Source organism: Prochlorococcus sp. MIT 1201 (assembly GCF_047303415.1).
Classification (GTDB): Bacteria; Cyanobacteriota; Cyanobacteriia; order PCC-6307; family Cyanobiaceae; genus Prochlorococcus; species Prochlorococcus marinus_D.
In genome coordinates, this window is sequence record NZ_CP138947.1 from 806,153 (window position 1) to 829,965 (window position 23,813).

Annotated in this window: 30 protein-coding genes and 1 tRNA gene; 17 read left to right on the forward strand and 14 right to left on the reverse strand. The window is 47.5% G+C overall.

The window, feature by feature from the left end; translation table 11 throughout:
- Nucleotides 1-171: 171 nt before the first annotated feature.
- Nucleotides 172-1,752 carry a SulP family inorganic anion transporter gene (locus SIB41_RS04030; protein ID WP_011130277.1) on the reverse strand — a complete coding sequence of 527 codons (1,581 nt, stop codon included), beginning with the start codon at nucleotides 1,750-1,752 and terminating at the stop codon, nucleotides 172-174.
- A 32-nt stretch (nucleotides 1,753-1,784) separates the two neighbouring features.
- Complete coding sequence (locus tag SIB41_RS04035; protein WP_413361376.1) at nucleotides 1,785-3,062, reverse strand: FAD-binding protein; 1,278 nt, start codon at nucleotides 3,060-3,062, stop codon at nucleotides 1,785-1,787.
- 162 nt (nucleotides 3,063-3,224) lie between these two features.
- Between SIB41_RS04035 and SIB41_RS04040 the strand changes: the two genes are divergently transcribed.
- From SIB41_RS04040 to SIB41_RS04050, 3 genes are all read left to right on the forward strand, one after another.
- On the forward strand, nucleotides 3,225-4,322 hold the full coding sequence (locus tag SIB41_RS04040) for a sirohydrochlorin chelatase (RefSeq protein WP_413360627.1): 1,098 nt from the start codon (nucleotides 3,225-3,227) through the stop codon (nucleotides 4,320-4,322).
- Nucleotides 4,323-4,468: 146 nt separating this feature from the next.
- Entirely contained in the window at nucleotides 4,469-4,597 is a 129-nt protein-coding gene (locus tag SIB41_RS04045; protein ID WP_413360629.1) for a hypothetical protein, read from the forward strand.
- A gap of 114 nt (nucleotides 4,598-4,711) precedes the next feature.
- Complete coding sequence (locus SIB41_RS04050) at nucleotides 4,712-4,978, forward strand: DUF2811 domain-containing protein (RefSeq protein WP_011130280.1); 267 nt, start codon at nucleotides 4,712-4,714, stop codon at nucleotides 4,976-4,978.
- Here the strand turns inward: SIB41_RS04050 and SIB41_RS04055 are convergent.
- The gene (locus tag SIB41_RS04055) at nucleotides 4,959-6,614 is read right to left on the reverse strand and encodes a GMC oxidoreductase (protein WP_413360630.1); all 1,656 of its coding nucleotides are present in this window, start codon (nucleotides 6,612-6,614) and stop codon (nucleotides 4,959-4,961) included. The genes SIB41_RS04050 and SIB41_RS04055 overlap by 20 nt on opposite strands.
- Before the next feature lie 131 nt (nucleotides 6,615-6,745).
- On the opposite strand from SIB41_RS04055, the gene SIB41_RS04060 reads away from it, so the two are divergent.
- Nucleotides 6,746-7,087 carry a hypothetical protein gene (locus SIB41_RS04060; RefSeq protein WP_063419173.1) on the forward strand — a complete coding sequence of 114 codons (342 nt, stop codon included), beginning with the start codon at nucleotides 6,746-6,748 and terminating at the stop codon, nucleotides 7,085-7,087.
- A gap of 92 nt (nucleotides 7,088-7,179) precedes the next feature.
- Here the strand turns inward: SIB41_RS04060 and SIB41_RS04065 are convergent, their stop codons facing one another.
- Both SIB41_RS04065 and SIB41_RS04070 read right to left on the reverse strand, forming a co-directional pair.
- Nucleotides 7,180-7,374, reverse strand: coding sequence for a hypothetical protein (locus SIB41_RS04065; protein WP_369818714.1), 195 nt, complete (start codon nucleotides 7,372-7,374; stop codon nucleotides 7,180-7,182).
- 628 nt (nucleotides 7,375-8,002) lie between these two features.
- Nucleotides 8,003-8,227: a hypothetical protein gene (locus SIB41_RS04070; protein WP_041384382.1), complete on the reverse strand. Its 225-nt coding sequence runs from the start codon at nucleotides 8,225-8,227 to the stop codon at nucleotides 8,003-8,005.
- A gap of 148 nt (nucleotides 8,228-8,375) precedes the next feature.
- On the opposite strand from SIB41_RS04070, the gene SIB41_RS04075 reads away from it, so the two are divergent.
- The 5 genes from SIB41_RS04075 to SIB41_RS04095 all read left to right on the forward strand — a co-directional run bounded on the left by SIB41_RS04075 (nucleotide 8,376) and on the right by SIB41_RS04095 (nucleotide 11,134).
- Nucleotides 8,376-8,558, forward strand: coding sequence for a hypothetical protein (locus SIB41_RS04075; RefSeq protein WP_063400652.1), 183 nt, complete (start codon nucleotides 8,376-8,378; stop codon nucleotides 8,556-8,558).
- A gap of 114 nt (nucleotides 8,559-8,672) precedes the next feature.
- Complete coding sequence (locus tag SIB41_RS04080) at nucleotides 8,673-9,122, forward strand: hypothetical protein (RefSeq protein ID WP_413360633.1); 450 nt, start codon at nucleotides 8,673-8,675, stop codon at nucleotides 9,120-9,122.
- 251 nt (nucleotides 9,123-9,373) lie between these two features.
- Complete coding sequence (locus SIB41_RS04085) at nucleotides 9,374-10,174, forward strand: prohibitin family protein (protein ID WP_063398253.1); 801 nt, start codon at nucleotides 9,374-9,376, stop codon at nucleotides 10,172-10,174.
- 127 nt (nucleotides 10,175-10,301) lie between these two features.
- Complete coding sequence (locus SIB41_RS04090; RefSeq protein ID WP_413360636.1) at nucleotides 10,302-10,499, forward strand: hypothetical protein; 198 nt, start codon at nucleotides 10,302-10,304, stop codon at nucleotides 10,497-10,499.
- 452 nt (nucleotides 10,500-10,951) lie between these two features.
- Complete coding sequence (locus SIB41_RS04095; protein ID WP_413360638.1) at nucleotides 10,952-11,134, forward strand: hypothetical protein; 183 nt, start codon at nucleotides 10,952-10,954, stop codon at nucleotides 11,132-11,134.
- Between the two features lie 473 nt (nucleotides 11,135-11,607).
- Here SIB41_RS04095 and SIB41_RS04100 read toward each other — a convergent pair whose 3' ends face one another.
- Complete coding sequence (locus tag SIB41_RS04100) at nucleotides 11,608-12,459, reverse strand: carbohydrate kinase family protein (RefSeq protein WP_413360640.1); 852 nt, start codon at nucleotides 12,457-12,459, stop codon at nucleotides 11,608-11,610.
- Nucleotides 12,460-13,148: 689 nt separating this feature from the next.
- Complete coding sequence (locus tag SIB41_RS04105) at nucleotides 13,149-13,322, reverse strand: hypothetical protein (RefSeq protein WP_413360642.1); 174 nt, start codon at nucleotides 13,320-13,322, stop codon at nucleotides 13,149-13,151.
- A gap of 162 nt (nucleotides 13,323-13,484) precedes the next feature.
- Between SIB41_RS04105 and SIB41_RS04110 the strand changes: the two genes are divergently transcribed.
- Both SIB41_RS04110 and SIB41_RS04115 read left to right on the forward strand, forming a co-directional pair.
- Nucleotides 13,485-13,670, forward strand: a complete 186-nt coding sequence (locus tag SIB41_RS04110; RefSeq protein WP_413360644.1) for a hypothetical protein — start codon at nucleotides 13,485-13,487, stop codon at nucleotides 13,668-13,670.
- Complete coding sequence (locus tag SIB41_RS04115) at nucleotides 13,667-13,942, forward strand: hypothetical protein (protein ID WP_413360646.1); 276 nt, start codon at nucleotides 13,667-13,669, stop codon at nucleotides 13,940-13,942. The genes SIB41_RS04110 and SIB41_RS04115 overlap by 4 nt, the downstream gene beginning before the upstream one ends.
- A 184-nt stretch (nucleotides 13,943-14,126) precedes the next feature.
- Here SIB41_RS04115 and SIB41_RS04120 read toward each other — a convergent pair whose 3' ends face one another.
- A complete protein-coding gene (locus SIB41_RS04120) occupies nucleotides 14,127-14,459 on the reverse strand; it encodes a TIGR02450 family Trp-rich protein (RefSeq protein ID WP_413360648.1) in 333 nt (110 codons plus the stop codon).
- A 338-nt stretch (nucleotides 14,460-14,797) separates the two neighbouring features.
- On the opposite strand from SIB41_RS04120, the gene SIB41_RS04125 reads away from it, so the two are divergent.
- The gene (locus SIB41_RS04125; protein ID WP_413360650.1) at nucleotides 14,798-15,061 is read left to right on the forward strand and encodes a hypothetical protein; all 264 of its coding nucleotides are present in this window, start codon (nucleotides 14,798-14,800) and stop codon (nucleotides 15,059-15,061) included.
- 173 nt (nucleotides 15,062-15,234) lie between these two features.
- Here the strand turns inward: SIB41_RS04125 and SIB41_RS04130 are convergent, their stop codons facing one another.
- From SIB41_RS04130 to SIB41_RS04145, 4 genes are all read right to left on the reverse strand, one after another.
- Nucleotides 15,235-15,927 carry an OmpA family protein gene (locus SIB41_RS04130; RefSeq protein WP_413360653.1) on the reverse strand — a complete coding sequence of 231 codons (693 nt, stop codon included), beginning with the start codon at nucleotides 15,925-15,927 and terminating at the stop codon, nucleotides 15,235-15,237.
- Complete coding sequence (locus tag SIB41_RS04135; protein WP_413360656.1) at nucleotides 15,917-16,492, reverse strand: hypothetical protein; 576 nt, start codon at nucleotides 16,490-16,492, stop codon at nucleotides 15,917-15,919. The genes SIB41_RS04130 and SIB41_RS04135 overlap by 11 nt, the downstream gene beginning before the upstream one ends.
- 689 nt (nucleotides 16,493-17,181) lie before the next feature.
- A complete protein-coding gene (locus SIB41_RS04140; protein ID WP_413360659.1) occupies nucleotides 17,182-17,478 on the reverse strand; it encodes a SemiSWEET family sugar transporter in 297 nt (98 codons plus the stop codon).
- A gap of 241 nt (nucleotides 17,479-17,719) precedes the next feature.
- Complete coding sequence (locus SIB41_RS04145) at nucleotides 17,720-17,956, reverse strand: hypothetical protein (RefSeq protein ID WP_413360661.1); 237 nt, start codon at nucleotides 17,954-17,956, stop codon at nucleotides 17,720-17,722.
- Nucleotides 17,957-18,276: 320 nt separating this feature from the next.
- Between SIB41_RS04145 and SIB41_RS04150 the strand changes: the two genes are divergently transcribed.
- Nucleotides 18,277-18,456 carry a hypothetical protein gene (locus SIB41_RS04150; RefSeq protein ID WP_413360663.1) on the forward strand — a complete coding sequence of 60 codons (180 nt, stop codon included), beginning with the start codon at nucleotides 18,277-18,279 and terminating at the stop codon, nucleotides 18,454-18,456.
- 573 nt (nucleotides 18,457-19,029) lie between these two features.
- Here SIB41_RS04150 and SIB41_RS04155 read toward each other — a convergent pair.
- Together SIB41_RS04155 and SIB41_RS04160 are read right to left on the reverse strand one after the other, a co-directional pair.
- Nucleotides 19,030-19,911: an EamA family transporter gene (locus SIB41_RS04155; protein ID WP_413360666.1), complete on the reverse strand. Its 882-nt coding sequence runs from the start codon at nucleotides 19,909-19,911 to the stop codon at nucleotides 19,030-19,032.
- 50 nt (nucleotides 19,912-19,961) lie between these two features.
- On the reverse strand, nucleotides 19,962-20,129 hold the full coding sequence (locus SIB41_RS04160; protein WP_169276481.1) for a hypothetical protein: 168 nt from the start codon (nucleotides 20,127-20,129) through the stop codon (nucleotides 19,962-19,964).
- 392 nt (nucleotides 20,130-20,521) lie between these two features.
- Here SIB41_RS04160 and SIB41_RS04165 point away from each other — a divergent pair.
- The 4 genes from SIB41_RS04165 to SIB41_RS04180 all read left to right on the forward strand — a co-directional run bounded on the left by SIB41_RS04165 (nucleotide 20,522) and on the right by SIB41_RS04180 (nucleotide 23,418).
- Nucleotides 20,522-20,595 (forward strand) — tRNA-Pro (locus SIB41_RS04165).
- 408 nt (nucleotides 20,596-21,003) lie between these two features.
- Nucleotides 21,004-21,276 carry a hypothetical protein gene (locus tag SIB41_RS04170; RefSeq protein WP_413360668.1) on the forward strand — a complete coding sequence of 91 codons (273 nt, stop codon included), beginning with the start codon at nucleotides 21,004-21,006 and terminating at the stop codon, nucleotides 21,274-21,276.
- A complete protein-coding gene (locus SIB41_RS04175; RefSeq protein WP_413360670.1) occupies nucleotides 21,273-23,261 on the forward strand; it encodes a DUF3854 domain-containing protein in 1,989 nt (662 codons plus the stop codon). The genes SIB41_RS04170 and SIB41_RS04175 overlap by 4 nt, the downstream gene beginning before the upstream one ends.
- Nucleotides 23,227-23,418 carry a hypothetical protein gene (locus SIB41_RS04180; protein ID WP_413360672.1) on the forward strand — a complete coding sequence of 64 codons (192 nt, stop codon included), beginning with the start codon at nucleotides 23,227-23,229 and terminating at the stop codon, nucleotides 23,416-23,418. The genes SIB41_RS04175 and SIB41_RS04180 overlap by 35 nt, the downstream gene beginning before the upstream one ends.
- The last annotated feature ends 395 nt before the right edge of the window (nucleotides 23,419-23,813 follow it).

Here is a 23,813-nt window from a genome sequence, read left to right on the forward strand (position 1 = left end):
ATTCTCGAGAAGTTATTGTATTAACAAAATATCATCGTGTCTAAAGAATAATGGTTTAGATAAATCCAACACCTTTAAGCCAGTTCAGGATTTGAAATCATTGGCGCTGCAAACAACTCTAACGATAAGACGGCTTAGAAAATCTTGGGCATCATCTCAAATACAACCCTTCTAGATATGAGCAGGCTCTTGATTGCCGCCTATGCGTTCAAATAGATCAAGACTTTCCTTGTTAAGGCCCACCACCTCGACTTCTGATCCTCCAAGGCGAAGCTTGCGGATCACCTGATCCAATGCAGCAACTCCGCTTTGGTCCCAGATGTGTGCTCGTGACATATCGATCGTTACTTTGGCAGGGTGCTTGTGAATGTCAAAGCCCTGTAAAAAATAAACCTTGCTCACGAAGAACAATTGTCCACTGACTTCATAACGAAGCTCATCAGGGTTGACTTGAATAACACTGACACGGATCACTTTGGCAACTTTACGGCTGAAGAGTATTCCTGCGAGTGCAACACCCGCTAAAACTCCCAGCGCCAAATTATGGGGTGTGGTGAGCATGGTGACGGCAAAAGTCATCAGCATCACAGCTGTATCGCTACGAGGAATCTTTTTCAGCTGTCGGAGTCCGCGGATATCAGCAGTACTGACAGCAATCGCAATCATCACAGCCACTAAAGCCGCCATAGGGATTTGTTCTAACCAGACTCGACCCACCAAGATCATTAATAATAAACTGACGCCAGAAAACAATGTTGAAAGTCTGCTACGCCCACCATTCTCTGTATTCATTACCGATTGGCCGACAAGTGCACAACCGGCCATTCCTCCAAAAAGAGAGGAGACAACGTTTGCGATTCCCTGGCCTCGAGCCTCAACATTCTTGTTTGATGTGGTATCAGTTAAATCGTCAACAATGTCTTGGGTGAGGAACGTCTCAATCAGCCCAACCAAGGAAACCGCGAGAGCTGTTGGTAACACCAATCCAAATGTTTCGAGGTTGAATGGCACTTTCCCATCTGCTAATGACCCAAATGGAAGTGTGAAACTAGGAAGACCAGTCGGGAGATGTCCTAAATCTTTAACGGTTGGAATATCGAAGCCGAAGCCGATGCTAATGATCGTCAAAACAATGATGGCCACGAGCTGAGAAGGCAGCAGGCGCGTCAAGCGTGGTAAGCCATAAATAATCACCAAGCCAAGGATCACCAACCCCCAAACCAAAGGGATCTGTCCACCAGTAGGCAAAATCTGGGTGGCATGATCGCTAACTACAGCTTCTCCGTAATGCAGATTCAGGCCTAATTGGGGTAATTGAGCTTGAAAAATCAATAAGGCGAGTGCATTCACAAATCCACTTAGAACCCCTTGAGGAACAAAACGCATTTGATAGGCAAGTCTCAAATAACCCCAAAGGATTTGCAAGAGCCCAGTCAATAGGCCTGCTGCCATCAAATAGGCAAGGCCTAGGCCTTCACCAACGGCATTACCAGTCGCCACAAGCCCTGTCATCAACAGTGCTGTCGAGCCAGTCGCTGAGGTGATCATCCCCATACGTCCGCCGACTATGGCGATGGTGACTGAAAGGCAAAACGCTCCAAAGAGGCCCACTTGCGGATCAACACCAGCGATGCCTGAAAAGGCAATCGCCTCTGGGATCATTGCGAAGGCAACCACCAGCCCGGAGAGGAGATCTTTTGGAGGGTTGCCTAACCACTGTTTGATCAACGATGGTTCTGACCGGTTAATCATTAAAAAGGCTGGCTTTGACGGCAGACCTTATCTCAAAGCGACGGCAAAATACCGTTTGGGTCATGACGAGCCTTAAGTTCTTGAAGACCTGGTAACCATTCGCCGAATGCTGCTTTCAGCTCCCGCTGATGCCATGGCAGATGCGGATGCATCTGAGCCAGATGAACTCCTGCGCAATAAGGCTCAAGCGTTGCCCATACCTTCTCTAGCCAGTTGAGACTTAGCGCTCTGATATGGCTATCTCCAGCCGGCCAGGCTGCCGTGATCCATGGTTTCCAGATTGCCTCACGGTGAATCAAAGAACTGACATCTTTACGTTGCCGACTGGCGACTCCGCCGAGTTGTTGAACAGCCAAGGAACACCTTGGATCTGGGCGTTCTGCCATCAGTTCGGCAAGGGCCGTGATCACTCCCTGACAGGCAGACCCCCAAGCAGGGCCAAGCAATGCAACGACTTCAGAGTGGCAACGCCCAATCGCTGCGTTCGAAACAACAGGCAATGCAAATGGTGGCAATTCATGTATGCCAGCAACATCGTCAATTTCAATAACGTTTGTGCAGAGAGTTGTTTTTTGCAGCTGATTGAATGTCGCAACAGCGGCAGCATCGTTCGCAAGCATCACTCCGTAAGCGTGGACTTCATCCCCCCAGATCCACTGCAGGCTTAACGAATCAGGCCAGCTTTCAGCCTGATGGATAAGCTCCAACAGCTGTTCAAACGTCAAACTTGATTGCCAGATACGCAGCGGTTGCAGCAGATGTGTCTGAAGCTTCAGGTCTGTGATCACAGCCAGAAAAGGAGCTGCTCCGCAGAGGCCACGCCAAGCCAATTGATCTTCAGAGCAGCAAGCAGCTTCCGGCTTGGAGAGAACAAAGCTTTCTCCATCGCCCCATACACCTTTGATCTCAAGGATTTGATCAATTGCTAATCCTTGACTGCGACTCAAAGGGCTGATGCCTCCAGTGAGGATGTAACCGAGGCCTGGCAGTCCTGATAGCCCTGTGGGAAAACTTCGTCCGTGCTTGGCGAGTTCCCTGAGAAGACTCTCCATTGTCTGACCAGCCCCAATCTCCACGTGTTGGGTGCTGGGATCGAAATGGATCTGGCGACAGCTTTGGCGCAGATCCAGAGTCCAGTGTCCTTCAGCTGCACAGCGACTGGTTGTGCCTCCGCTGCAAACCATTAAGGGTTTACGTTTGAGCTGTAGCGAGCGCATCAGCTCAGGAATGTCATCCGCTTTGGGATTGAAGACTCCTGCGATGCAAGCATCCTCTGCAAGTGCGTTTGGAACATGGAGGCGACGATGAATGGCGGCCTCTTAACCCTCATTGATCAGCGTAACCATCTCTGTCTTGAGGAGAAAGCCCTTGCTCATCAGGCTTCAGTCAAGATCTCATTGAAGACATCGAACTTTGCGTTGGTTCTCTTGCTTCACGACAACAGATAGGGTCTTTCTAGGTCGCTCCTCACTGTGAATCCTGCATCCTTAGATCATCCAGATGGTCATCTCGGCATCCTGATCTGTGGGCATGGCAGTCGGAATCGCTTAGCCGTTGAGGAGTTTGCCCAATTAGTCAAGGCGCTCAAGCCAAAATTCCCCACAATTCCCGTTGAATACGGCTACCTGGAATTTGCCCGTCCAGTGCTCAGAGAAGGCCTTGATCGGCTACTTGAACAAGGCGTGAAGAGGGTTCTTGCAGTCCCGGCGATGTTGTTTGCCGCAGGCCATGCCAAAAATGACATCCCCTCCGTACTCAACAACTACGCAGCTGAAAAGGGGTTAATCATTGATTACGGACGCGAACTCGGCATTAACGACTTAATGATCGGTGCGGCCGGCGCTCGCTTGAAAGAGGCGCTTGAATCTGCTCCTGACGTCCCACTTTGCGAGACGCTCCTGGTGGTCGTAGGTCGTGGCTCCTCAGATCCTGATGCCAATTCCAATGTGGCCAAAATCACCAGGATGTTGGTGGAAGGCTTCGGATTCGGTTGGGGGGAAACCGTGTATTCCGGCGTCACCTTCCCCCTTGTGGAGCCTGGCTTGCGTTACCTAGTACGCCTCGGTTTCCGCCGCATCATCGTGTTTCCTTACTTCCTCTTCTCAGGGGTGTTGGTGAGTCGGATTCGACAGCACACAAAGCGGGTTGCAGATGATCATCCCAATATTGAGTTTCTTGCGGCCAAATACCTTGGAGACCACCCTCTTGTCATCGAGACCTTCCGGGATCGCATTGACGAGATCTTGCGTGGCGGAGATACAGCAATGAACTGTTCGCTATGTAAATACAGGTCTGAGCTTCTCGGCTTTGAAAACGAAGTTGGTCTTGCGCAGGAAAGCCATCACCATCACGTCGAAGGCCTTACAGAGAGCTGCACCCTGTGCAAAAAGGAGTGCACCGGTGCCTGTCAGCCCGACGGCATACCAGTGTCCCTAAAGGAAAAGGCTCATGACCATGACCACAGCCATGACCACAGCCATGACCACAGCCATGCTCACTATCCCTATCCCCATGCTGAACATCCATTTGGTCCAGTCAGCCTGAGAAAATCAAGCGAAACTGAAACCTAAAATCACTTATGAAACGCAAGGATTGTCAGTAGCTTTCTCACTTGCGATAGACGCGACTAGGCTTAGATAAGCAAGGCTTATCAGTCGACAGGGGGGTGCTTTCTTCAACTGCTTTCCACAGTTCTACGAGGGTTTTCCACGGTCTGTTGGGCAACACTCTTGATGGGGAGGTGGTCCTGTGGTTTAACAGCTTTGTTACTGATCTGCGTTACATCAGTAAGCCTTGGACTGCGTTCGGCTCCCTGCTCAGCCCAATGAAGCCTGAACGCCTGTGAGCACATGAGTCTTGCCTTCCCACGGGACAGCTTGCTAAGTGCTTGCAACGATTGACGCTAAGCCCAAGAGTGTGGCTTCCTGGTGTCAAGAAAAAAACTCGCTGAAGGCGTTCTATGGATCGAAATCACCTCGAGCGCTGCGTTGAAATCAATGATGCTTGCCAATCAGTTGAGGCCACTTCCACCTATGTGAGCCTTGAAGCAGAAATTCCAGAAGTGCTCTATCGAGGCATGAAGGAATTCATCGGGTCACATCCCAACTGGGACCAATACCGTGTGATGAGTTCAGCCATCGCCCATTTCCTGTTTCAAAACGGCTGCGGGGATCGAGCCGTTACTGAGCGGTATCTCAATGACCTTTTTAGCCACGCCGAGGCCTAAGGGCTTCTAGACAAGCCCTTCTTGTAATCGCCATCATTGTCAGAGTGGGACTCTGCCAGGCGGATGTTGGCCAACACGCTCCATCCACAACAAGCACATTTGGACATCGCCAAAGACGGTTCCAACGATCCACCACACTGCAATCTTCACTTTCTCCCATCGCAGCACCGCCAACTTCATGGATGTAATACCCCGGCGGAGGAGACGTTTCACTGAGAGCTAGCGCACCATCGAGAAGGGGTTCGAGAAACATCAAATTAATCAGCTCCTTGAGCGGCAACATTGTTCCCCCAGCTGACTGGATCGCTGCCTTGATCGTGCCTTGCATGTGAGCAACCATGGCCTGCTCGTTCTCCCCCCATCGACAATCGATATGTGGTACCGGAACACCCCAGCGATCCAAAGTGCTTGAAAGCGTCACTTTGTTGTGAGCTGAAGGCAACACTTCACCATGCCCAATCAGGAAACCTGTAGCCGTCTCTGGTTTACGTTTCAACCAATCTGGGGGTTCAAAGCGATCAATCCCTCCCCAGAGTCCATAACCACGCAAGAACTTCAACTGATTTTTAGGCTCTAAGCAAGCACCGAAAGGAAGAAAAAAACTGCCAGCTCCAGAAAGCACATTCGCTGTTGAGTCAGTCTCAGACACCTGCTTCACTTGGCTACGTGGCAGAGCAAAGAAACGACAGGTGGAGACGTGGTCCATCAAATAGCAACCGAGGTTGCCCGAGGGGTCAGTAAACCCCTCGCTGTGATGGTTCACTTCGGAACTCAGCAGGAGTCGAAGACTCTGAATTGTCGATGCACAAAGCACCACAAGCTCACCATGGAGCTCTTGTCGGTTGCCGTTGTGCTGATCAATCACCAGCACCCCTCGGGCTGCTTCATGATCTGGATGCATCAGCAACCGCTCAGCCTTGTGGTTGCTCAGGATCTCTACCTTGCCTGTGGCAAGTGCCATCTGTAAGGTGCTGCCCGGACTGCTTGAACGAGGCCAAGGTCCATCAACTGAAGGCTGGTGAGGTCCGAACCCTCGTGAATGAATGACTGGATAACCAAGTTCCGTATCAACGGCGCTAGCGAACTGTTGTTCGCTAGCTGTGAACGGTAATGGTGCGATGTAGTTGCCATCCGGTAACTGTTCCAACCCATCCACATGACCATGAACCTTCAAGCGCTCTTCTAGGGCGGAGTAATGAGGGGCTAACTCGCTGTATTGCAGTGGCCATTCAGGCCCATACCCATCTCTGCGCGAAGCCTTTAAGTCCTGATCTGAAAGGCGAAGAGTGATTCCACCCCAAGTGAGGCTGCGCCCCCCCACCTGACGACCCTGGGTCCAGATGAAGGGGTGTTCAGAAGGATAGGTATAGGGATTCTCTTTTTCATTCGCGTAGAGCAACGGATTCGCTTTCCAATAGCCAGGATGTTGAGCCTGAGATCGATGTTTGCCGCTACATAAACCATCCAAACGTCTAAGGGTGTTTCCAGGTTCTGAGCCCAGGGCTTTTTGAGCAGACAAAGCTGGCCCAGCTTCTACCACGAGTACACGTACGCCAGCTTCTGCAAGGGTTAGAGCCGCAACCCCTCCAGTAGCACCAGAGCCGATCACGATCACCTCATAAGGGTGCTGAATCACGCTTGCATAGACAACATCAAGACAGTTTCGCCCCTCACGTGCATAGACACCATCTGGATCTCAAAGACCTGCGCGTTGACTTGATGCCTTGGAGAATGGATGTGCTGCTGCAATAGGGAGTTGAAAGTCTCGTGCTCGCCTTAAAACTTGCGACGGGAAGTACTCTGAATGGAAATGTCTATGTTTCCAATCCATTGAGTCCGATTGTAGGTAGCCACTCAACTGAACCAGGTGTCCCTCCACAAGAATCTCAGGACCGCTGGTTTAAGTCAGATTTACTTCGACGGGAGGTGAACCTCTCAGAGTTGTACGAACTCTCTCAGGGTGAACTTGATCTCCTAATGGCCGAAACCGCAACGATTCGCAGCGACCCAGACTCTAGTCGAAACAATCGTGGCAAGTTTGTAGTCGCAGGTTACGTTCTGGAGCTGGCCAAAATCATCAGCGATCGTCGAGCTAATCAATCATCTTGATTGGAGCGGCTATGAGCTAGGCAAACTTAGATCCTGAAGGAGATTGAGAAAGTACTCTCCCACCTCCTTATCAATCAAGCGGTACATTCGCATCAACGACGCAGCACTCCTCTTCCTCCGCCAAGGAAACCAATATCAAACAGAATGCCCATTGCAAGAATCAACAATCCGCTAAAGCTGCTGAATCCACCATCCAGTGCGATTGCCCAACAATAAGCAAGGGTCGTTGTTGGAAGCAAAAACAGCCCTAACAATGGCCAGATCCAAACGCCAGCAAATGGGCCCATGATAAATGGATGATAAAAGAACCAAAGTGCAATCAGCACAACTCTTGGGGCTAGAAGTCCAAGCAAGCCGATTAAACACATGATTCATTCACCACTCTTCTTTCAATAGATAGCAATTCCTGCTTCAACTGGTTGAGATGGCTGGCGAAATCCTCACCAGAGTAAAAACTCAAACTCAGCAAAGAAGTTAAAGCCAAAACTTGCCCATAGGCAGCTAACGGCCGCTTGCTCTCCTGATCAGAATTTTCAAGAACCCAAGACTGCCATGAGATACCGACCTTCCTGCAATGGCCAGGTTTCGGGGAGGTCAGACTTAAATTGTGCAAGGCACTAGCCCAGTGTCGACAGAGGAGAAGAAACCCTGATGTTGAAAAGAATTTATTCAGATCGACAAAGTCAATTCAAGCAAATCTTTGACAGTTAGACCAGATTAGGGAATTCAAAAGGAGTAAAGATTTAAGCCTGAGCCAATTGATTGAGATGTACTGAAGCGAGATCAGCAAAAAAAACAGTATTTATTTCTAGAGAGCATGAGCATTATGAAGACGTTGTGGCAATTCCCTCCATGAACCATGGAGGGCCATTTCAGGCTGAGCCCAGTTAGATGCTCGCTTTGTGAAAAGAAGGTTCAGCCTTCTTTTTTGACGAAGACTTGCGTGGCAAGCAGGAACAGTCCTCCAGCGATAAGCAGTGCTATCTCGGGACGGATTGAGGGGCCGACTGCTGAGGCAAAGAGCACTGCAGGCATAACCACGTCCATGACGTCCATTTCAAAATCGCTGCCACTTCTAGCACTGAACAACCCCCCTCGTCCATCAACGTCATCAAAGGCCATGACAACCAATGCACTCAAGTCAAACCTGCTGAAACAGCTGCAAAGACACGCAGAGGGAGCCCCTAGAAGGCAAATCTAAAGAAAAGCTGAGTAAAGGTTGGGTAAGAATTGAGCTTCAGCAGTGCTTCTCAGGCTTATATGTATCACCCGATACAGGGAGCCAATCATGAGCACCCAAAACTCCAGAACACCAAAACCCGACAAAAGCCCTCCCCAACGCAAAACCACCTTCAAGTGGAACAGCAACGGAGAGTTGTCTGCGGTGGATATGGCACGAGTACTCGAGCGATTGACCAACCCAGCGCTGACCCAATGCGACCTTGCCTGTGAACTTGATCAAAATACCTAAATCAACTTGATATTGATTCAGGCTTCATGTACTGCCTGATCGCCTTGGAAGCTACTCGTGCCATTGAGCCAAGCCCAGCAGCTGTGGCACCATCAACAAGACAAATAGATTGCCATGACAATTCTCAAGACCTTCATGATCAGGCTGAAGAGAACAGCGATTCTAATAGCCTTACTAGCACTTGTTTTGACAATATTCTCCCCTGCAGCAGTCTTCGCTTCTGAGATTGTTGATGTAAAAGATCCTACGCCATTAGAGCTCAAAGTCGCACAAGGCTATGCAGGCAAATTTTGCAATGGAGTTGCCATGGGCCTTACGCAAGAAAGTGCTCTTAAAATTGCAATTGCTGAAAATCGCAAACCCTCATTCAATCCCTCGTTATGGACTGCTGTCATCTCCAATGACAAGCAGCTAGAAAGTATAGACGAAAACAAAATTGCATCTCTTGTTACATCAATGGTTGTCGATAAATGTGGTGACCCTCTTGGGCTAAATAGTCAAACTGATATGGATGACTTTACATCCTATTTCATATCTACGCGAGAAGACTCATTGAGTAATTGATGAGTTCTGACCATCATTGAAATGTCCATGACAATGAAGGTAATCCTCCAGATAACTCATCCTTAGATGAATGCATTCGATCACCTGCGGCTGCATGGTCAATGTATTTAAAGGAGTCCGCCAGAGTTTCGTTAGATCTACTGCTTGGCTGAGGGCCAAAGAGCTCAATGGTGTTGAGGTCCTCAATCGAAGCGCCCAGTATCAACAAAATGCAGGAAAGCTCCATAGGCTTTAGCAATCGCGATTTAGACATGGAAACCCCCTTTCGTAACGTCACTCCCAATACCCCTGGAGGTGCGGCATCACTTCTGATCGCTCTCTTGTTTTCCAGCTTTATCTTGATCACGCAGGCTTTGTTCGTCGTCCCAGCAGGTCAAGTTGCAGTTGTGACCACGTTGGGCAAAGTCAGTGGGGGGTCTCGTCTGCCAGGGCTAAACCTCAAAATTCCGTTCATCCAAGCAGTAGCTCCTTTTGATGTTCGCACGCAGGTGAGGCCTGAGAAATTCGCCTCCCTAACAAAGGATCTTCAAGTCATTGAGGCCACTGCCACGGTGAAATATGCCGTACGGCCGAATGAAGCCGGGCGTGTGTACAGCACAATCGCCAGCAATGACCGCGAAATCTATCCACGCATCATTCAACCCTCCCTGCTCAAGGCACTTAAATCAGTGTTCTCCCAATACGAACTTGTCACTATTGCCAGCAAGTGGAGCGACATCTCAGAGCTGGTGGAACGGGCTGTCGCTGATGAACTCGATAAGTTTGACTATGTAGAAGTTCGTGGCCTTGATCTCACTGGCCTTGTCATCGCTGAAGAGTACAGAGCCGCTATCGAACAAAAGCAGATTGCAGAGCAACAACTTCTAAGAGCGCAAACTGAAGTTAAAATTGCTGAGCAGGAAGCACAGCGATACGAAACGCTCAACCGCACCCTCGACGACCAGGTGCTTTTCAAACTGTTCCTCGACAAATGGGACGGCAGCACGAAGGTTGTGCCCGCTTTGCCAGGATCAAAAGGAGGCGGGACGCCTGTGATCGTAGGGGGACGTTGATCATTAATCAGATTAGCCTAATTCTCAACTGTGGTAATAACCGAAGACAAAAAATCACCACCAGACAAAAAGCCAGTTAAAAGCTAATAAAAGCCCTGATTAAATACCCAAGTATTTAATCGCTGTGTTGGAGATAATTCCAATACTCACTATTGCCGTTAAATTGATTGTAGTAATGGCACGGCAATCAAAAAGACAAGTTCCTGAAGATGCGATTGAGCTTTCGAGGGTTTGGAATCATTGGCTAAAGCTGCAGGGGTTTGACGGAACTAAAAATAAAGTTTATCAACACTGGGTTGAAGGAATTGCAGATGAGGGAAAATAATGACGCTAACAATATCAACCGAGCAATAGACAAGGCTTGACAGTTGCCTAACCATTTCAAGATTGATATCCTGGAAATATGTATGTCAATGATATTGATAGAATACGCGAGAACTTTAACGAGGAGTCAATATTATATCCGTAAAAAATGATAAGAAAGAATCAAGCTACTGATCAGATTCAGTCAGCTTGATCAAAGGGTGTTCTGTTTAGAGGTCGATGACCCAATAGTTTTTGTAGCGAAGCAAAATCTAAGTACAACTATCTGCGACAACCTGCCTCTCTCTTTTGATCTAGTCAGGATTGCCAGCCTTGGTCAGGCCAGAAGAAAGGGGATGAAGTTTTTTCCTGGCGCGATGGGGTGACACCCTCAACCGTGAAGTCGGTGCACTGCTGGACAATTGATGGGCATGTGGACCCCATTCGGGGATAGGTGCAGGTTGTGCATTCCGATTGACATGCGTTGAACGGATTGGAGTTAACGATGAGCGGGAAGGCTTTAACCGTCGTTGGGAGCGCGATGCAGTCAAGGTGATCAACAATGCGATTGCGCTAATAAATACGGGGCGCAACGTAAAAACTGAAAAGCGCCCTCCGAGCAATAGGGCAATGCCAACAACGATGGTCAGCTCGTAAGGGTGTGGAGAGGATCTCATTGATCGTCTTCCAATTCGGTAGTACTCAAGCTTCTAACGCATTGATCTTCTTGTCGCAAGGATTGCCTCGATCTTCGAAAGTCCTGTTCCAGCAGCTGAGCTGCCCATCGGTTGAGAACAATGCAAAGGGCGAATGGGTAGATGTTCAATTGATCAAAGCCGACAAGACGTCTTGCTAACAAGCAAAAAAGTGCTCAGGGACCGCGCAGATCTTGGACATCAATCAGCTGTGATTTCTTGGATTTATAGGCTGATCATCCTCCCGGCCAATTGCCTCTGCAAACCAAGCGCCATCTTTCTGAATCAAGCTGAGCGCTATCTCTAATTTTGCTGATCAAGATCTGATCGCGATTGCCTAAGTGAATCAGGTTGATCCTCACTTCAAGCTACTGACAAGCTATTGGCAGGCTTGCCTTCAAGTCTGAAGGTCGAATCAACGCCCAACTCTCTGACTCACTCATCACTGGAGTAAGGCCCAAAATGAGTTGCACAGCTTGCACCGCAGTGAGCCCCTAGGCTGATGGCCTGTTCATCAGTCCAACCAGCAGCCAAACCTGCAGTTACCCCAGCGGCAAAGCTATCGCCACAGCCATAGGTATCCAAGACTGGAGACTTCAGTGAAACAGCCTGATAGCGTCCGCCAGGCCATAGCTGACCGCCTAAAGCTCCTTCAGTTGCAATTCTCAGCCGGGGAGTTGGAAAGAGAGCTGTATCTGGAACGTGTTCGCCTGGATCAAGACCACTACCAATCAGCGCATCAAGCTGAATATTCGCCTGTTCAAGTGTCTCTAGACGAACGCGAGGAGTAGCTGCCATCACACCAGCATGACGACAATGATGCAGTGCGGGTGCATCTGCAGCGGTCACAAAAACACCGTCGTAACCAGCAAGGGCTCCCCAGCCCAGCGCATCCTTTGCTCTGGGCTGTAAACGCTCGCCAATCACTGTAATTGCCCGTTCCCCATGAGAATCAACAAGGCTGATCGCCCGACGAGTGGGTTGATCACGCCAAGCCACAGTCAGGCTTAAGCCAAGCTGCTGCAGTCTTTGAAAACTCTGTTCACCGTATGAATCTCGACCTAGAGCTGTTTTGAATTGAACGGGTTGTTTAACGAGCCGAGCCAATTGCACCGCGACGACAGCTCCACCGCCAGCGGGTTCTTCAAAAAAATGATCTGCATGGCTGATTACCCCAGGCTGGGGTAATTGATCTGTAGACAGGAAGGTTACCCATTCAACGTGGCCCACAACGGCCAACTTCAGCTTGGGAAGATCTGGTAGATCATGGAGTTCCAAGAGATTCATGGTGATTGATTCACTCAATACAAAAGGATGCATCAGTACGACGTGGTCAGGGGGATGGGGCTGTTGGCTATCGATCGGACTAGTAACAACCCTGGGCCGCTCGCTTAGGCCATGATCGTTGCAGGGGATGCAAAAAGCCTTGGCTGATTCGTGGTCTTAGAAAAAAGAGGACTGGCAAATGGCGTGTCTCTTTGCTATCCCTGGGTAACTGCCAAAGCACAATGGCAACACTGTTACAGGCAACTGGGGTGGAGCTAGAGCCATGCCTTTGCGAGCATTGCTGTCAGATTCGAAGTCAACAAAAGGAAGCCCAGAGAGTCTGGCAACTTCCGAAATTCCAAAGCGGTTGCTGGCAGCGTCTTGATCTGGATCATTCCAGCAAGGCCGCATAATCTAAAAATGGCAAGCAGATGATCGACAGAACCAAAACCCAGTTCTTCATGCGAGCTGGGTTGGCCATCTCCTGGTCATCTCAGAAGATGATTTGCACTGTTCACTGATGTAGAGAGTTCGCATTCAAGCTCTCAAAAGAGGGCCCAAATGCCTTTCGTAAATGATTGTTATCGACAAGAGTTTCCTTCATTGAATGAGTAGGAAACCAGTCTGCTCGAAGTGCCTTGTAGAAGAGACGATAGCGATAAGGTCTGACCGTTACTTGATCAGCTTGATTAAAAACGGCTTGAGACGATTCAAGACCTGTGCTGCTCGCGATTGAGTTCAAGCAAGACCTGATCCTCAATAGCGTTCCGAAGCCATGAGGCAATAGAACGACGCTCATTCCTTGCCAAACGTTCCACCTCTGCCGCAAGCGAAAGCGGAAGGTTGACAGCCAGTCGCCTGGTGATGGAGAGATTGACAGGCATTGCCCTGAAGCTGCATCAGCCAGCACACAATAGCCATAAGGGATCCAAAGTGAAGCATAGGGGTATCCCTACACACAAGGGGTTGCACTTTGCAGCGCAAAGGTTCGATGATTCGGATGCCGACAACCTCCGGCATTAAAACAAACCCATCGCAATCAGTAAATGAACAACACAATCAAGAGAACTTCAGTAACGCGTGGGCTGACAAACATCCACACGATCAAGTTGGCAGTGCTCGATGCAATCGAATATGCAGAGCAGCGAGGTGATTTAAACCTAGCTCTCGCCTACGCCGCTTTCCTCAAGAAAGACCTCGACCCATTGATCAAAGAGAGGCTAGGACTATGAAACTCACAAATGTTGTAGCAAAACATGGATTCGTTCCATCTGCTCTTGCCGAAATCAACAATGCCAAGCTCTATGAGCGCAACAACTCAGACGGAGTGACAGAACTACTTTGCGTTCAGAAGATAGGCAAGGGCATGAGAGTTGACCGCATGCCATTGCTGATAGCATCTGATTTAATCATCCCTATCGGGGAGGCAGTTAAACAGATCCTACCGATCTCAGAGCTCGAGGCATTTCTGGAAATAACACTTAGACCAGCTGTGTTCCATTAAGCTGCTTGTCATTTAGTAGCAAAGCCCTAATTATAAAGTATACAACCACTACTTGCTAAGCGGTTGAGAATGAATAAGAGGTAAATATAGGAACAAGCAGGTGTTAATAAATAGAAAGAGGAGTAAATGGTCTTTGATTTAATCATCAATCAATAGAAAAGGAAAAGTCAGGCATCTAATCAGCTCAACTGTTTTCTTGATCAAACCACGGCCGATCATCAAAATCCTCAGAAGGATGCAGACTAGCCGCTTGCGTATTTTGATCTATTTGTTGATTAACTATCTGATCATTAGGTGTTTTGGCCTCAAGTTTAGGTAGCTGTTGCCAGCCACTGTTCCACATGGAGGAGTCTTTCATTTCCTGCCAAGACACACGTAATCGTGCTTGACCATCAAGCACAGAAACGAGATTCACCCATCGATCTGATCCCTTACCACCGTAGTTGATGGCAACAAAATGGCGAAAACCAAGCCGAGAAGTTGTGCTTGTCCAAGCTTTGTTGGGTGGCCAGTTCATAGGTATATCAAGGCGTTTGAAAATCGGAAAATACATTTTTACCAAGGATTCGGAGTCGATAGAAAGAATCTATAGTTTTAGTAACGAAACAAAGACAGGAGGTTCTGTTCTTTAACCATGAAAATCTTAGAGGTAACTTGAACAAAATCATGGGATTGTAGTGGGATTACGATCTACCCAGCTTGGTAGTCTCGCGGCAATCACGCTCTTTTAAACCATGGCTAAGCTGCGATGACCCTGCAGAGAACGGAAGCCTAGGGAATGAATGGTTTGCGTTAAGTGGTGTCAAAGATGACGACTATCAATTGATTAGAGACCCTAAGCGTCTAAATTTAGACATGGCCAAACTCAAGACCGACAAGTCAGCACCATGGCCCTTGTTGGTGATCAGCTTCTTCATCTCGTTATTTATCGGCAGCCAATTAGGGCTGGTTGGCCAGATGCTCTTATCTGATATCAGTGAGCAAATGAATTTTAATGGAAGCAAAGATCAACAGTATAGAATCAAGAAAGAACAGTCACAGACGCCACAATCGAGCTGTATCCAGCCCGCTGATGGTGGCCCAGCATTGAATGAAAACTTCGAGCCATGCACAAATTAGAGTTTGATTTTTGCTTTTTGAAAGAACATTCTAAAGATGGCTTAAACAGCAAGGACGTCAAGGAATAAACTAGCTGATTAGAACGAACAGAATACAGATTCGTGACCAAGCTTGGCAAGAGAAAATTAAATAACAAGAAAGATTGTAGGATTGGAATTTCTCGCTAGTAGAAATTAGTCTACAGTTTTAATGATAATCTCGACACGTCGATTGCGCTGTCGTCCTATTGGATTATCGGCTCCTTCTTCAGTTGTGTTAGAGGCCACTGGCTTCAATTCCCCCAAGCCCTTGGTGACGAATTGAACACTGCTTAGGCCACCATCAGAGACAAACCAGTCTCGAACTGAAATTGCACGCTTCTCAGAAAGCGTTTGGTTGTATTCATTCGAACCCTTCGAGTCAGTATGACCCTCGATGCGAACATCCCCGATAGCATCTTCCTTGATTCGAGTTGCCACCTTATTCAGAGAGGCGACAGCTGATTGCTTAAGAGTTGATTTATCAAAGTCAAACAAAATATCAGCTGAGAGTTCGATTAAAATTTCACTCTCTTGTTGAGATACTTTGACAAGATCATCAATAGTGTAGGTCAAGATTGGAGTATCTAAAAGGAGGTCATATGTGTCAAAGATTAGATTATGAATATTAACATTAATATCTTTCTTGTCCGAGCGGGAATCCTCTTTTTTTAAAATCAAACTCGTTGAGTCAGGCTCGGAAAACTGCGCAAGAAACAAATCATTACCCTTAGGCTCTTGGGAATTAGTGATTCGTATGTCTAACGGAAAATAAAGTGTTGATATCATAATTGAAAATAGCAATTTTCCAATAAATCGATTTCTTTTTAACATGAGACTAGCTTCCAATCTGGATATCTTCAATCGGAGGGATTCTAGGAATATAGATTGAAACCCTATCAACATCTAATGGGGGGGCTGGAAACTTTGCCCAAACATTATATGTTTCGCCGGGTTTTAGAACTATTTTACTTTCAGATGATTTGCTAGCTACTGGAGGTTTATTATGTGAGCGTGCCCTCACGACAGGATGCTTCTTCTGATTAACGCTATCGATCAAATAGGTGCCTGAGACAAGATAAGTATCTTCATCTCTCCATGCGTTTTCTTCAAGTAGTTTGTCCTCGTCAGACCTATTGGTATAACTCCAATAAATAGTCAATGTTTTATCACTTGATCGCTTGACTCTTAATAGGGCAACTTCAATACCATCAACTTCATGCGGCTCAATAGCTATTGCATTTAAATTTCTCTTAGGGGCTCTTTTCGTTATTGTGGTGCTTTGATTTTTCGGCTGTTGTTTAGCTCTTTCTACCTCCACTCTCTCCTCAGATTTCATATCATTAGAGGATTCCTGAGGTTCATTGCTCCCTAAACATCCACTAAGGATCATGGCAAGGGATAAACTAGTCAAGGCAATTGAGGAAGACTTTAGGTTGGTCATGAGTTTAGATTTCGATTTGTTATTAGAACAATGGAATTGATTGACCATTTTTCTGTCAATTCTTCCCTTATAAGCCAATTAATAAAAATATGCAAGTCAATGTCAAGAAAATGAACCTTTCATTATCCATGCATTTCTCAGCAATCAAAAGATGGAACAATTTTTGCGAAGACTTGCTTCATTTAAAATGTTTAGAAAACAATGAGTGGGCTTCATGGTGACGACCGTGATTCGTTAGATATTTCACACGTTTTAAAATTTTACCTTTTGTTGTTTCTTGGGAGTTTTGCTGTTCATCGGTCTGAGATAAGTGAGAAAGCATAAAGCTCTCAATGTTGATAGTCTCTGCCAAAAAAGCCTGACCAGTAGTGATCAGAGACGAGATATGCTGTGATTCTGCTCACACAAATGTTCGTCGATATAAAGGCTTCGAGTCGTAAACACAAGAGATTGACTTGGATTAGGTCAACCCAGGCAATGGTGTAAAATTTCAAAACTGGCCGCAATTGAACAACTTTGCACCAAGTATAGAGATCAATTAATGCTGTATGTCTGCTCAATCTAAACACTTTTACGAGCATATTATCGCCATTGAACTGTTATTAGACTTGTCTTTCCAATAAAAATAAATTAATCACTGAACTCGCCATTCACGAATTTTATTTTGATGTCTCCGTTGCCCCCCCAGCTGGCCTGTCAAAGACAAACTTAAGGATTAGGATTGCCAGTCCTAGTATGAAGGTGATCACATTAAACAGGATTACTGGCATAGAATGTATTCCCCAGCCATATATTTCCCATAGGATGATGCCGGCGATAAATAGAATGAACATCACGTAAGAGATGTCTTTTGCTGATTTAGAACGCCAAACCTTTACTAATTGAGGTACAAAAGCAATTGTGGTTAGTGTTCCAGCTATTAATCCCAAAACATCCATAGAAGAGAGAGAGTCCATCAGGGCCTCCTGAGCCATAAGGATAATTTTTGGCTAAGCCGTACAGACTCTATTGCAGTGGCCTGACGTCATCGCAACATCAAGACATCAATTGAGGACAGCATTCGTATAGCCGTTGCCTTTCCTGCCACGAGGAGTGAATGTCTTACGTTGCTACAAAGCCCTGGTTGTTTCCTTATTCTGATATGAGTTGATCTGCTCTGCTCCGCTCCGCTCTACGCAGCAATCAACCTGCTGAGCCTCAGGGTTGATGATCCACAAGTGATGAGAACGGCTCCGTTGTTTGACCGATTTCAGCAACACTATCGGCTGAGACAAGTAAAGCCCTTTGCTGGTCATGCAATTTGGCAGTCAAACCAGAAATAGAAAGCATTTGTCTGGCGATCTTCTCAGGGCTGGTCAGGCAAGGTCTTGCTTCTCTCTGCAGTGATTGACCATCGTCTAACTCCAACCTATTGCTGAACAGAGCTTTAGCCAATTTCTCTGGGCTCCAAAAACTCAACCAGGCCAAGCTTGTTCGATTGCAAGGGTAGACAGTTGTTCCAATGATCTTCACGAACAAACTGACGCTTGTGGGATCCCTGTCTCATCTAGCCTCTAGCGCAAAACAGCATTGGGTATGACTGGTCAAGATCATTGTCAGGTCAGATTGCTGAGCTAGTTCAAGGCTTAAGGCAGAATTCGCCGGCATCTTCCATTTCAATCAAGACATTCAAGCAACGTCTCCCTTCAAAAATTCCACCAAGGGTTTTTTCTTGGTTGATTGTTTGCTGTAATTGGATGTTCTCAATTGATCTGATGACAACTGTTCGAGACCGAATCAATGCTCACCTCCCTATCGTTCTGGAGGTTCTGCGCACTGGATCCTTGGTTGTAATTGCCCTAAGCACGATCTGCGCTAGTCAGTCCCTTAAGCAAATGGCTGGTGGTCACGATGCTCCCTCTGGAGTCAGTGCGACCCATAAGGGGCCTAACTGAAGCCAAAACTGAGTAGCTCTTTATCGACAGCGATAGAGCAAATGTAAAAGCAATGCTCATTACCTCGACTTTCCATTTGAAGGTTGCTTTTGCCCTAGCTATGGCCGATGCCAAACGTTATGAAAAGACAATGAGCATCTATTAGCAGGGCAGTATGGGCATTGAATGACAATTCAATTATTTAGACTCTCTGGCTGTCTTCAAGCGACAAGAGACACCTTGCTTTGTTAAGGCTTCTCAATATCTGATGCGTTCATTTATGACATCCAGAGTTTATATATGGCTACCTAGTAACAAATAATGTCAGCCTAAGAGCTAGAGCAAAGACTTGATTCTTCTCATCAGAATCTCGCCAGGTGTTATCAATAAGTTGAAGAACAACTTCTTCAACTTATCTGATTTTTTAACCTCTAACCTTTTGATTAGAACCTGGCAATCTTTAAGACACCAAAGCCAACTCTGAGATCTTTGATAACCTCTCCCTCTTAATAAGTAATGGTTAATGCCATGGCGAGTCTGAGTTCGCTGACAAAATCAAAGGATTCTATTTAATAGAGTTAAATCTTTTTGTATTTAGCTAGTTACTGCAAGCCAAATTCCAAAAACTGCCATAAAAGATGCAGCTATTCCTCCAATCCTTAGTCTATCGCCTTCATAGCGGCAAAGAAGCAAAGCCATTACAGGTGAGCTGCTCAGTAATGTCACCCCAATCCCTAAGGGAAGCTTTTGCAGAGCTAGCTGTTGCAAAATAATGCCAAGGTTGGTTCCCAACAATGTTGCAAACAGAATCCTGGGCCAACGGACTTGTGACGGACGTGGATAAGGAATTGGTCGAATACATTTGCCTAGCCAAGGAATAATGAGCAACAATCCACCTAGTAAACGAATCGCGGCACTTTGCAAAGGTGTGATCTGTCCTAAAAGCAGTACCTGGCGTGAAAGTGCGGCACCACTAACGCCGCAAATAACACCAGAGAGAGCAAAGAGCAGGCCCAATCGTTGAGACGAGAACTGTCGATTGAAACCCACTCCCTTTTCCGGCGGTTGCTGAAAGGCTGCAATCACGACTGATGTAGCAACAAGCATTGCTCCAAACCATGAATTCAAATTAATTATCTCAGCCAAAAATGTCATTCCGTAAAAGCTCGCCAAAAGAGGCCCTAGCGCTTCAATCGTCAATGTTCTTCGTGTTCCTAGTCGACGCAGTGCAGCGAAGTAGAAGCTATCTCCCAATGCAATACCTAAAGCACCACTGGCCATTAACAACATCAAGCCATTGCTCTGTTCAGACCATGGCAAGAATAGAAGTACAGGGCACAAAAATAATGTGGCAATGACGATCTTAAGACCATTTAATTGCCAGGCAGTTAAAGACGTTTCGATTGAGCGCCAAAGACTACTACTTAATGTCCAAGCAAGAGATCCACAAAGCGCTGCTAAAACACCAACAACCATTGAATGATTCAATCAGAATAGAGAAGGAAAAATTACAACTTCTCTGTAAGCTAGATATTCCTATTGGGGCTAGGTGATGGCAAACCCCATGTTGGAATCGGTGGTGGCTCTGCTCCCGCTGCCAATGATTGTTGCCTGCCTTCTAGCCAGGCTTCCATTTCTTTCGGAGTCAGCACTCGCTCCAAGCGGCGAATCAATTCTTGTGGAGGGTGTTGCATCAGTATGTTCCTGAATAGTGCTTGCCAAAGCTCAAATTGGTCTCTGCTCGACCAATCTCCATCATTAGCTTCTGAATTTTTAGCTCATCGAGAGATAGCCCTATCAGCATGAGGTGATCATGATCATGGACAATCGCTCGATTTTAAAGTCATGACTATCAAAAAAAATGGCCTAGATGATCCCTGCCGACTCTTGCTGAAAGTCTGCGCCAACCAAAGTTATGGGGGTTGTCGTTGCCTTTTCAGAGCATCAAGGGAGGAAAATCAGCCCGATCGGCTGAGTGACGCCCACGCCACAAACGAACTCAGAGTGAGTCTCTACAAAAAGGCCCAACCTTTTGGGGGCAAAGGTTTTACTGATAAGCACCCCAGAGATTAGGATTCTATCGTGGCGGGGCGTGGCGCAGCTTGGTAGCGCGGGTGCTTTGGGAGCACTAGGTCGCAGGTTCGAATCCTGTCGCCCCGACTGGTTTCTCGATGGTTAGGCCACCACCTTGTGCGCAAGATGTGCGCAAGGCGTCACTTTTTTGCGCACACGCGCCCCAAAAAGGTGGTGCATGCAAGAACTCAGCCCGGAGGGAGAAAAGAGCAAACAACCCCTCGTAGCCTTTCAGTAGCGATAGTTCCTTCACACCAAACGCGAAACATCAAAGCTGAGAGGGTTAGAGCTCCCGTGCTCCTCAAGCTGAATAGATCATCAAGGCTGGGTTGCAGTTCCCTTGGTGGATTTGACGGGACGAATCAGAAGAGTCTGCAGCGTCAGGTCGTAATCGAGGCATCGATTGCAACAGACCGGAGAACCTCATGCAAAGGGTGTGGAGGGCAAGACCATCTGAGATGTCCCTGGTGGTCCTTGATCGTCTCCAAAAGCTTCATGGACAACTTTTCTTTAATTGGCACTGCCCAAGCAGCCAAACATCTTGGTGTGTCGATCAGCTGGCTTCGTTCAAAGAAGTCAACCTGTGAGTTCATTGCTGGCGAACACTGGATCTATGCCACCGGAAGTCCTGGTGGACGAGTTCTGTGGAACGTCAATGCCATCTGTCAATGGCAAGTCGAGCAAACCAAGTTATATGCCAATAAACAGCAAGATCTTGCGAGTGAAATTGAGATTTACTCGCTTATGTCTGCGGAGGAGGTTGTATGAGCCCTTACAACTGCAGCAATTCCAATGGAGATCTTGTTCGAGTTCTCCCAATACAGACGCTGGGTGAGTTGATCTTTGACCACAGGATCGATCCTCAGCTATTCGCTCCAGGAGCGATCACTCTGGGTAAGGACCAAGGCTGGGAGCAGGCGGTTGAACGTCATAAGGAGAAGTGCAAGCAACAAGCTCGCGAAAATATGGACTTGCGGCCCAACGAGGTGGTTCAAGAAGAACGAAAGATTGAACGCCGCAATCGTGAGTATTTTCAGCAGACACAGCCAGACAATTGGAACCTCTACAGCGTCAACGCCAACAGCAAAGGCGCGCTCAGTCCTGGGCTTGAACTTGCTGGCCAACGTCTTCATCCAAGTCACCGAGAGAGAGGCTCGAAGAGGAACAAGTTCGATTGCCGGGGCACTCGTGTGCGGCTCTACCTCCCGCCCCTGAGTTACGAAGGCGCGATGGACCGCCTGGGTATTTACGGCTTCACAGCTAACCGTGAAACGTATGAACCGCTCCATGCCTGGGAATTTGTAGTTGCTCATCCAGTAGTTCCTCTTTGGGTTGAGGAGTCAGCACTGAAAGCACTAGCGGCAACATCCGCTGGTCAGCTTGCAGTTGGGTTGAACGGCATCAACTCTGCAGGCCAGAAGTCACGCCCTGATCGACTGCGACCAATGCTTGCGCAACTAGCGAAGGATGGGCGACCAATGACGGTTCGCTTCGATCACGGTGAGTCTTCATGCAAGGCTGCTGAAAGGCTCAGCAATCAGCTACACAAGGCTGGTGCAAAAGCAGGTTGGTTTTGTTGGACCGGTGGTGATCTGCCAGAGAAGACGGACGATTATCTCGCTGAGCAGTTCAGACGCCGCTATCGGGGCCAAGAGCCATTGCGGGAGCCAATACCGGGCAAGAAGTGGGAGGACCTCAGGGTCGTTGGGAAAAGCAAGCTGCCTCACTATTCAAGGCTTGTGGGTGAATGGCCAACTACGACTATCGATCGTGAGTTCGCTGCAAAAGACATAGCCAAGGCAATGGTCGAAAGCCGGGTGATTGCGCTGGTTGGCGCTACAGGCACAGGTAAGACAACGGCAAGCGTCGCTGCTGTCGAGTTGATGGAACGAGTCTCTGGCAGCAAATCCGTTGTCATTGGCCTCTATCACCGCAAGTCCTTAGTTCACAAGGGTGCGGCTGAGTTCGGCGTTAGAGATATGTCGGCACTTCCTGGAACGGCAGATCGTGAAGGTTGCAATTCCACCAGAGACGGACTCTTCTGCTGCTGTGAGTCAATCAAGAAGCCAGACATGGAAAAAACTCTGCTGGCAATGTCTTACGACCTGGAAGAGAATCCTAGAGGCACGATTCTGTTCTTAGACGAGATCAGCCAGAGCGCGTTTCATCTTTTGGTAGGTGGTACCGATGGAATGCCGAAGATTCGAAGAGATGCAGTGAATGCAATCGAGAGGCTGGTTAGCAACCCTTGCGTCACTGTTATTACTGCTGAATCCGGTATGGGCGATATAGAGCTTGCGTGGCTGCAGTCGCTCAGTGGAGTCAAGCCAGAGGTAATCAAATCGACCTTTACTCGTGAGAGTGTTCTGTATGTAGGCGCGCCATCCAAAGCGAACATCGATCACCTACAGAGCCTTGCTTCAGAAATCCTGCAGAGTGGCAAGAAGGTCTGGCTCTCTATGGGCGAAGCAACAGCTGTCGAGAGGTTCTGCAAAGCCTTTGAAAACGAATACAAGGTATTGGCGATTACTTCTGCAAACTCCTCTGATGATGAGGTAGCAGAATTTATGTCTGATACAGAGACTGTTGGGCCCAAATACGATTTGGTTGCTTACTCACCATCTGTGGTATCTGGGATCTCATTGGCAGGAACGGAAGTTGGATTAGCTGCCTGCGTTCAACAATTCGCGATGGGCCCTGAGGATGCATTACAAGCTCTTGGCCGTGCAAGGCGAATGGCTAAGGCCCTATAGCTTCCGCGACACCTATTCACTCGTTTGCGAATCGATGCAGGTGCACAAGGCTGATCTCTGCGCAGCGATGGGCCACTGCGAAGAAGTTCACAACGGCAGCTACAGAACCACCAGCTTTCGCACAATGCGTGATTCGTTCAAGCAAGCCTTTGGATGATCAACTAAGTGGACAGGACCTTAATGGCCAATAGATAAGCAAAAAAAGCATAAATACTTAAGTATTTACTGACGTAAACAAATCCTCCTTGTGCCTAGCAAAGAAGTAAGATGAGATTATACGCTGGTACAAGTGATGACTTCCATAAGCGTCCCATCAAGTTACTCAAGTTTTGCGTTTGGGTGTAAGCGAAGAAGTCAGTATTTAGAAGATAAGCAGCGTAATCAAAGCCTTCTCTTGAAGCAAGTTAACGGCGAAAAGCCCATCAGTCACTTTCGATTAATCAGTAGAATATGTAATGAGAAAAATACTCTTATAAGAATAATTAAGCAGCAAACTCAAGAATCCAAAGCTGATCTCTTGACTGCTTTTGACTACTCCTCTAACGAGTATGG

What these genes read in the sequence shown, in the direction of transcription:
- SIB41_RS04030 (WP_011130277.1), bottom strand. Translation starts at nt 1,752, where the DNA reads ATGATTAACCGGTCAGAACCATCGTTGATCAAACAGTGGTTAGGCAAC.
- SIB41_RS04050 (WP_011130280.1), top strand. Translation starts at nt 4,712, where the DNA reads ATGGATCGAAATCACCTCGAGCGCTGCGTTGAAATCAATGATGCTTGC.
- SIB41_RS04065 (WP_369818714.1), bottom strand. Translation starts at nt 7,374, where the DNA reads ATGGGCCCATTTGCTGGCGTTTGGATCTGGCCATTGTTAGGGCTGTTT.
- SIB41_RS04075 (WP_063400652.1), top strand. Translation starts at nt 8,376, where the DNA reads ATGAGCACCCAAAACTCCAGAACACCAAAACCCGACAAAAGCCCTCCC.
- SIB41_RS04080 (WP_413360633.1), top strand. Translation starts at nt 8,673, where the DNA reads ATGACAATTCTCAAGACCTTCATGATCAGGCTGAAGAGAACAGCGATT.
- SIB41_RS04085 (WP_063398253.1), top strand. Translation starts at nt 9,374, where the DNA reads ATGGAAACCCCCTTTCGTAACGTCACTCCCAATACCCCTGGAGGTGCG.
- SIB41_RS04100 (WP_413360640.1), bottom strand. Translation starts at nt 12,459, where the DNA reads ATGAATCTCTTGGAACTCCATGATCTACCAGATCTTCCCAAGCTGAAG.
- SIB41_RS04105 (WP_413360642.1), bottom strand. Translation starts at nt 13,322, where the DNA reads ATGCCTGTCAATCTCTCCATCACCAGGCGACTGGCTGTCAACCTTCCG.
- SIB41_RS04110 (WP_413360644.1), top strand. Translation starts at nt 13,485, where the DNA reads ATGAACAACACAATCAAGAGAACTTCAGTAACGCGTGGGCTGACAAAC.
- SIB41_RS04115 (WP_413360646.1), top strand. Translation starts at nt 13,667, where the DNA reads ATGAAACTCACAAATGTTGTAGCAAAACATGGATTCGTTCCATCTGCT.
- SIB41_RS04120 (WP_413360648.1), bottom strand. Translation starts at nt 14,459, where the DNA reads ATGAACTGGCCACCCAACAAAGCTTGGACAAGCACAACTTCTCGGCTT.
- SIB41_RS04125 (WP_413360650.1), top strand. Translation starts at nt 14,798, where the DNA reads ATGGCCAAACTCAAGACCGACAAGTCAGCACCATGGCCCTTGTTGGTG.
- SIB41_RS04140 (WP_413360659.1), bottom strand. Translation starts at nt 17,478, where the DNA reads ATGGACTCTCTCTCTTCTATGGATGTTTTGGGATTAATAGCTGGAACA.
- SIB41_RS04150 (WP_413360663.1), top strand. Translation starts at nt 18,277, where the DNA reads ATGACAACTGTTCGAGACCGAATCAATGCTCACCTCCCTATCGTTCTG.
- SIB41_RS04155 (WP_413360666.1), bottom strand. Translation starts at nt 19,911, where the DNA reads ATGGTTGTTGGTGTTTTAGCAGCGCTTTGTGGATCTCTTGCTTGGACA.
- SIB41_RS04160 (WP_169276481.1), bottom strand. Translation starts at nt 20,129, where the DNA reads ATGCAACACCCTCCACAAGAATTGATTCGCCGCTTGGAGCGAGTGCTG.
- SIB41_RS04170 (WP_413360668.1), top strand. Translation starts at nt 21,004, where the DNA reads ATGGACAACTTTTCTTTAATTGGCACTGCCCAAGCAGCCAAACATCTT.
- SIB41_RS04175 (WP_413360670.1), top strand. Translation starts at nt 21,273, where the DNA reads ATGAGCCCTTACAACTGCAGCAATTCCAATGGAGATCTTGTTCGAGTT.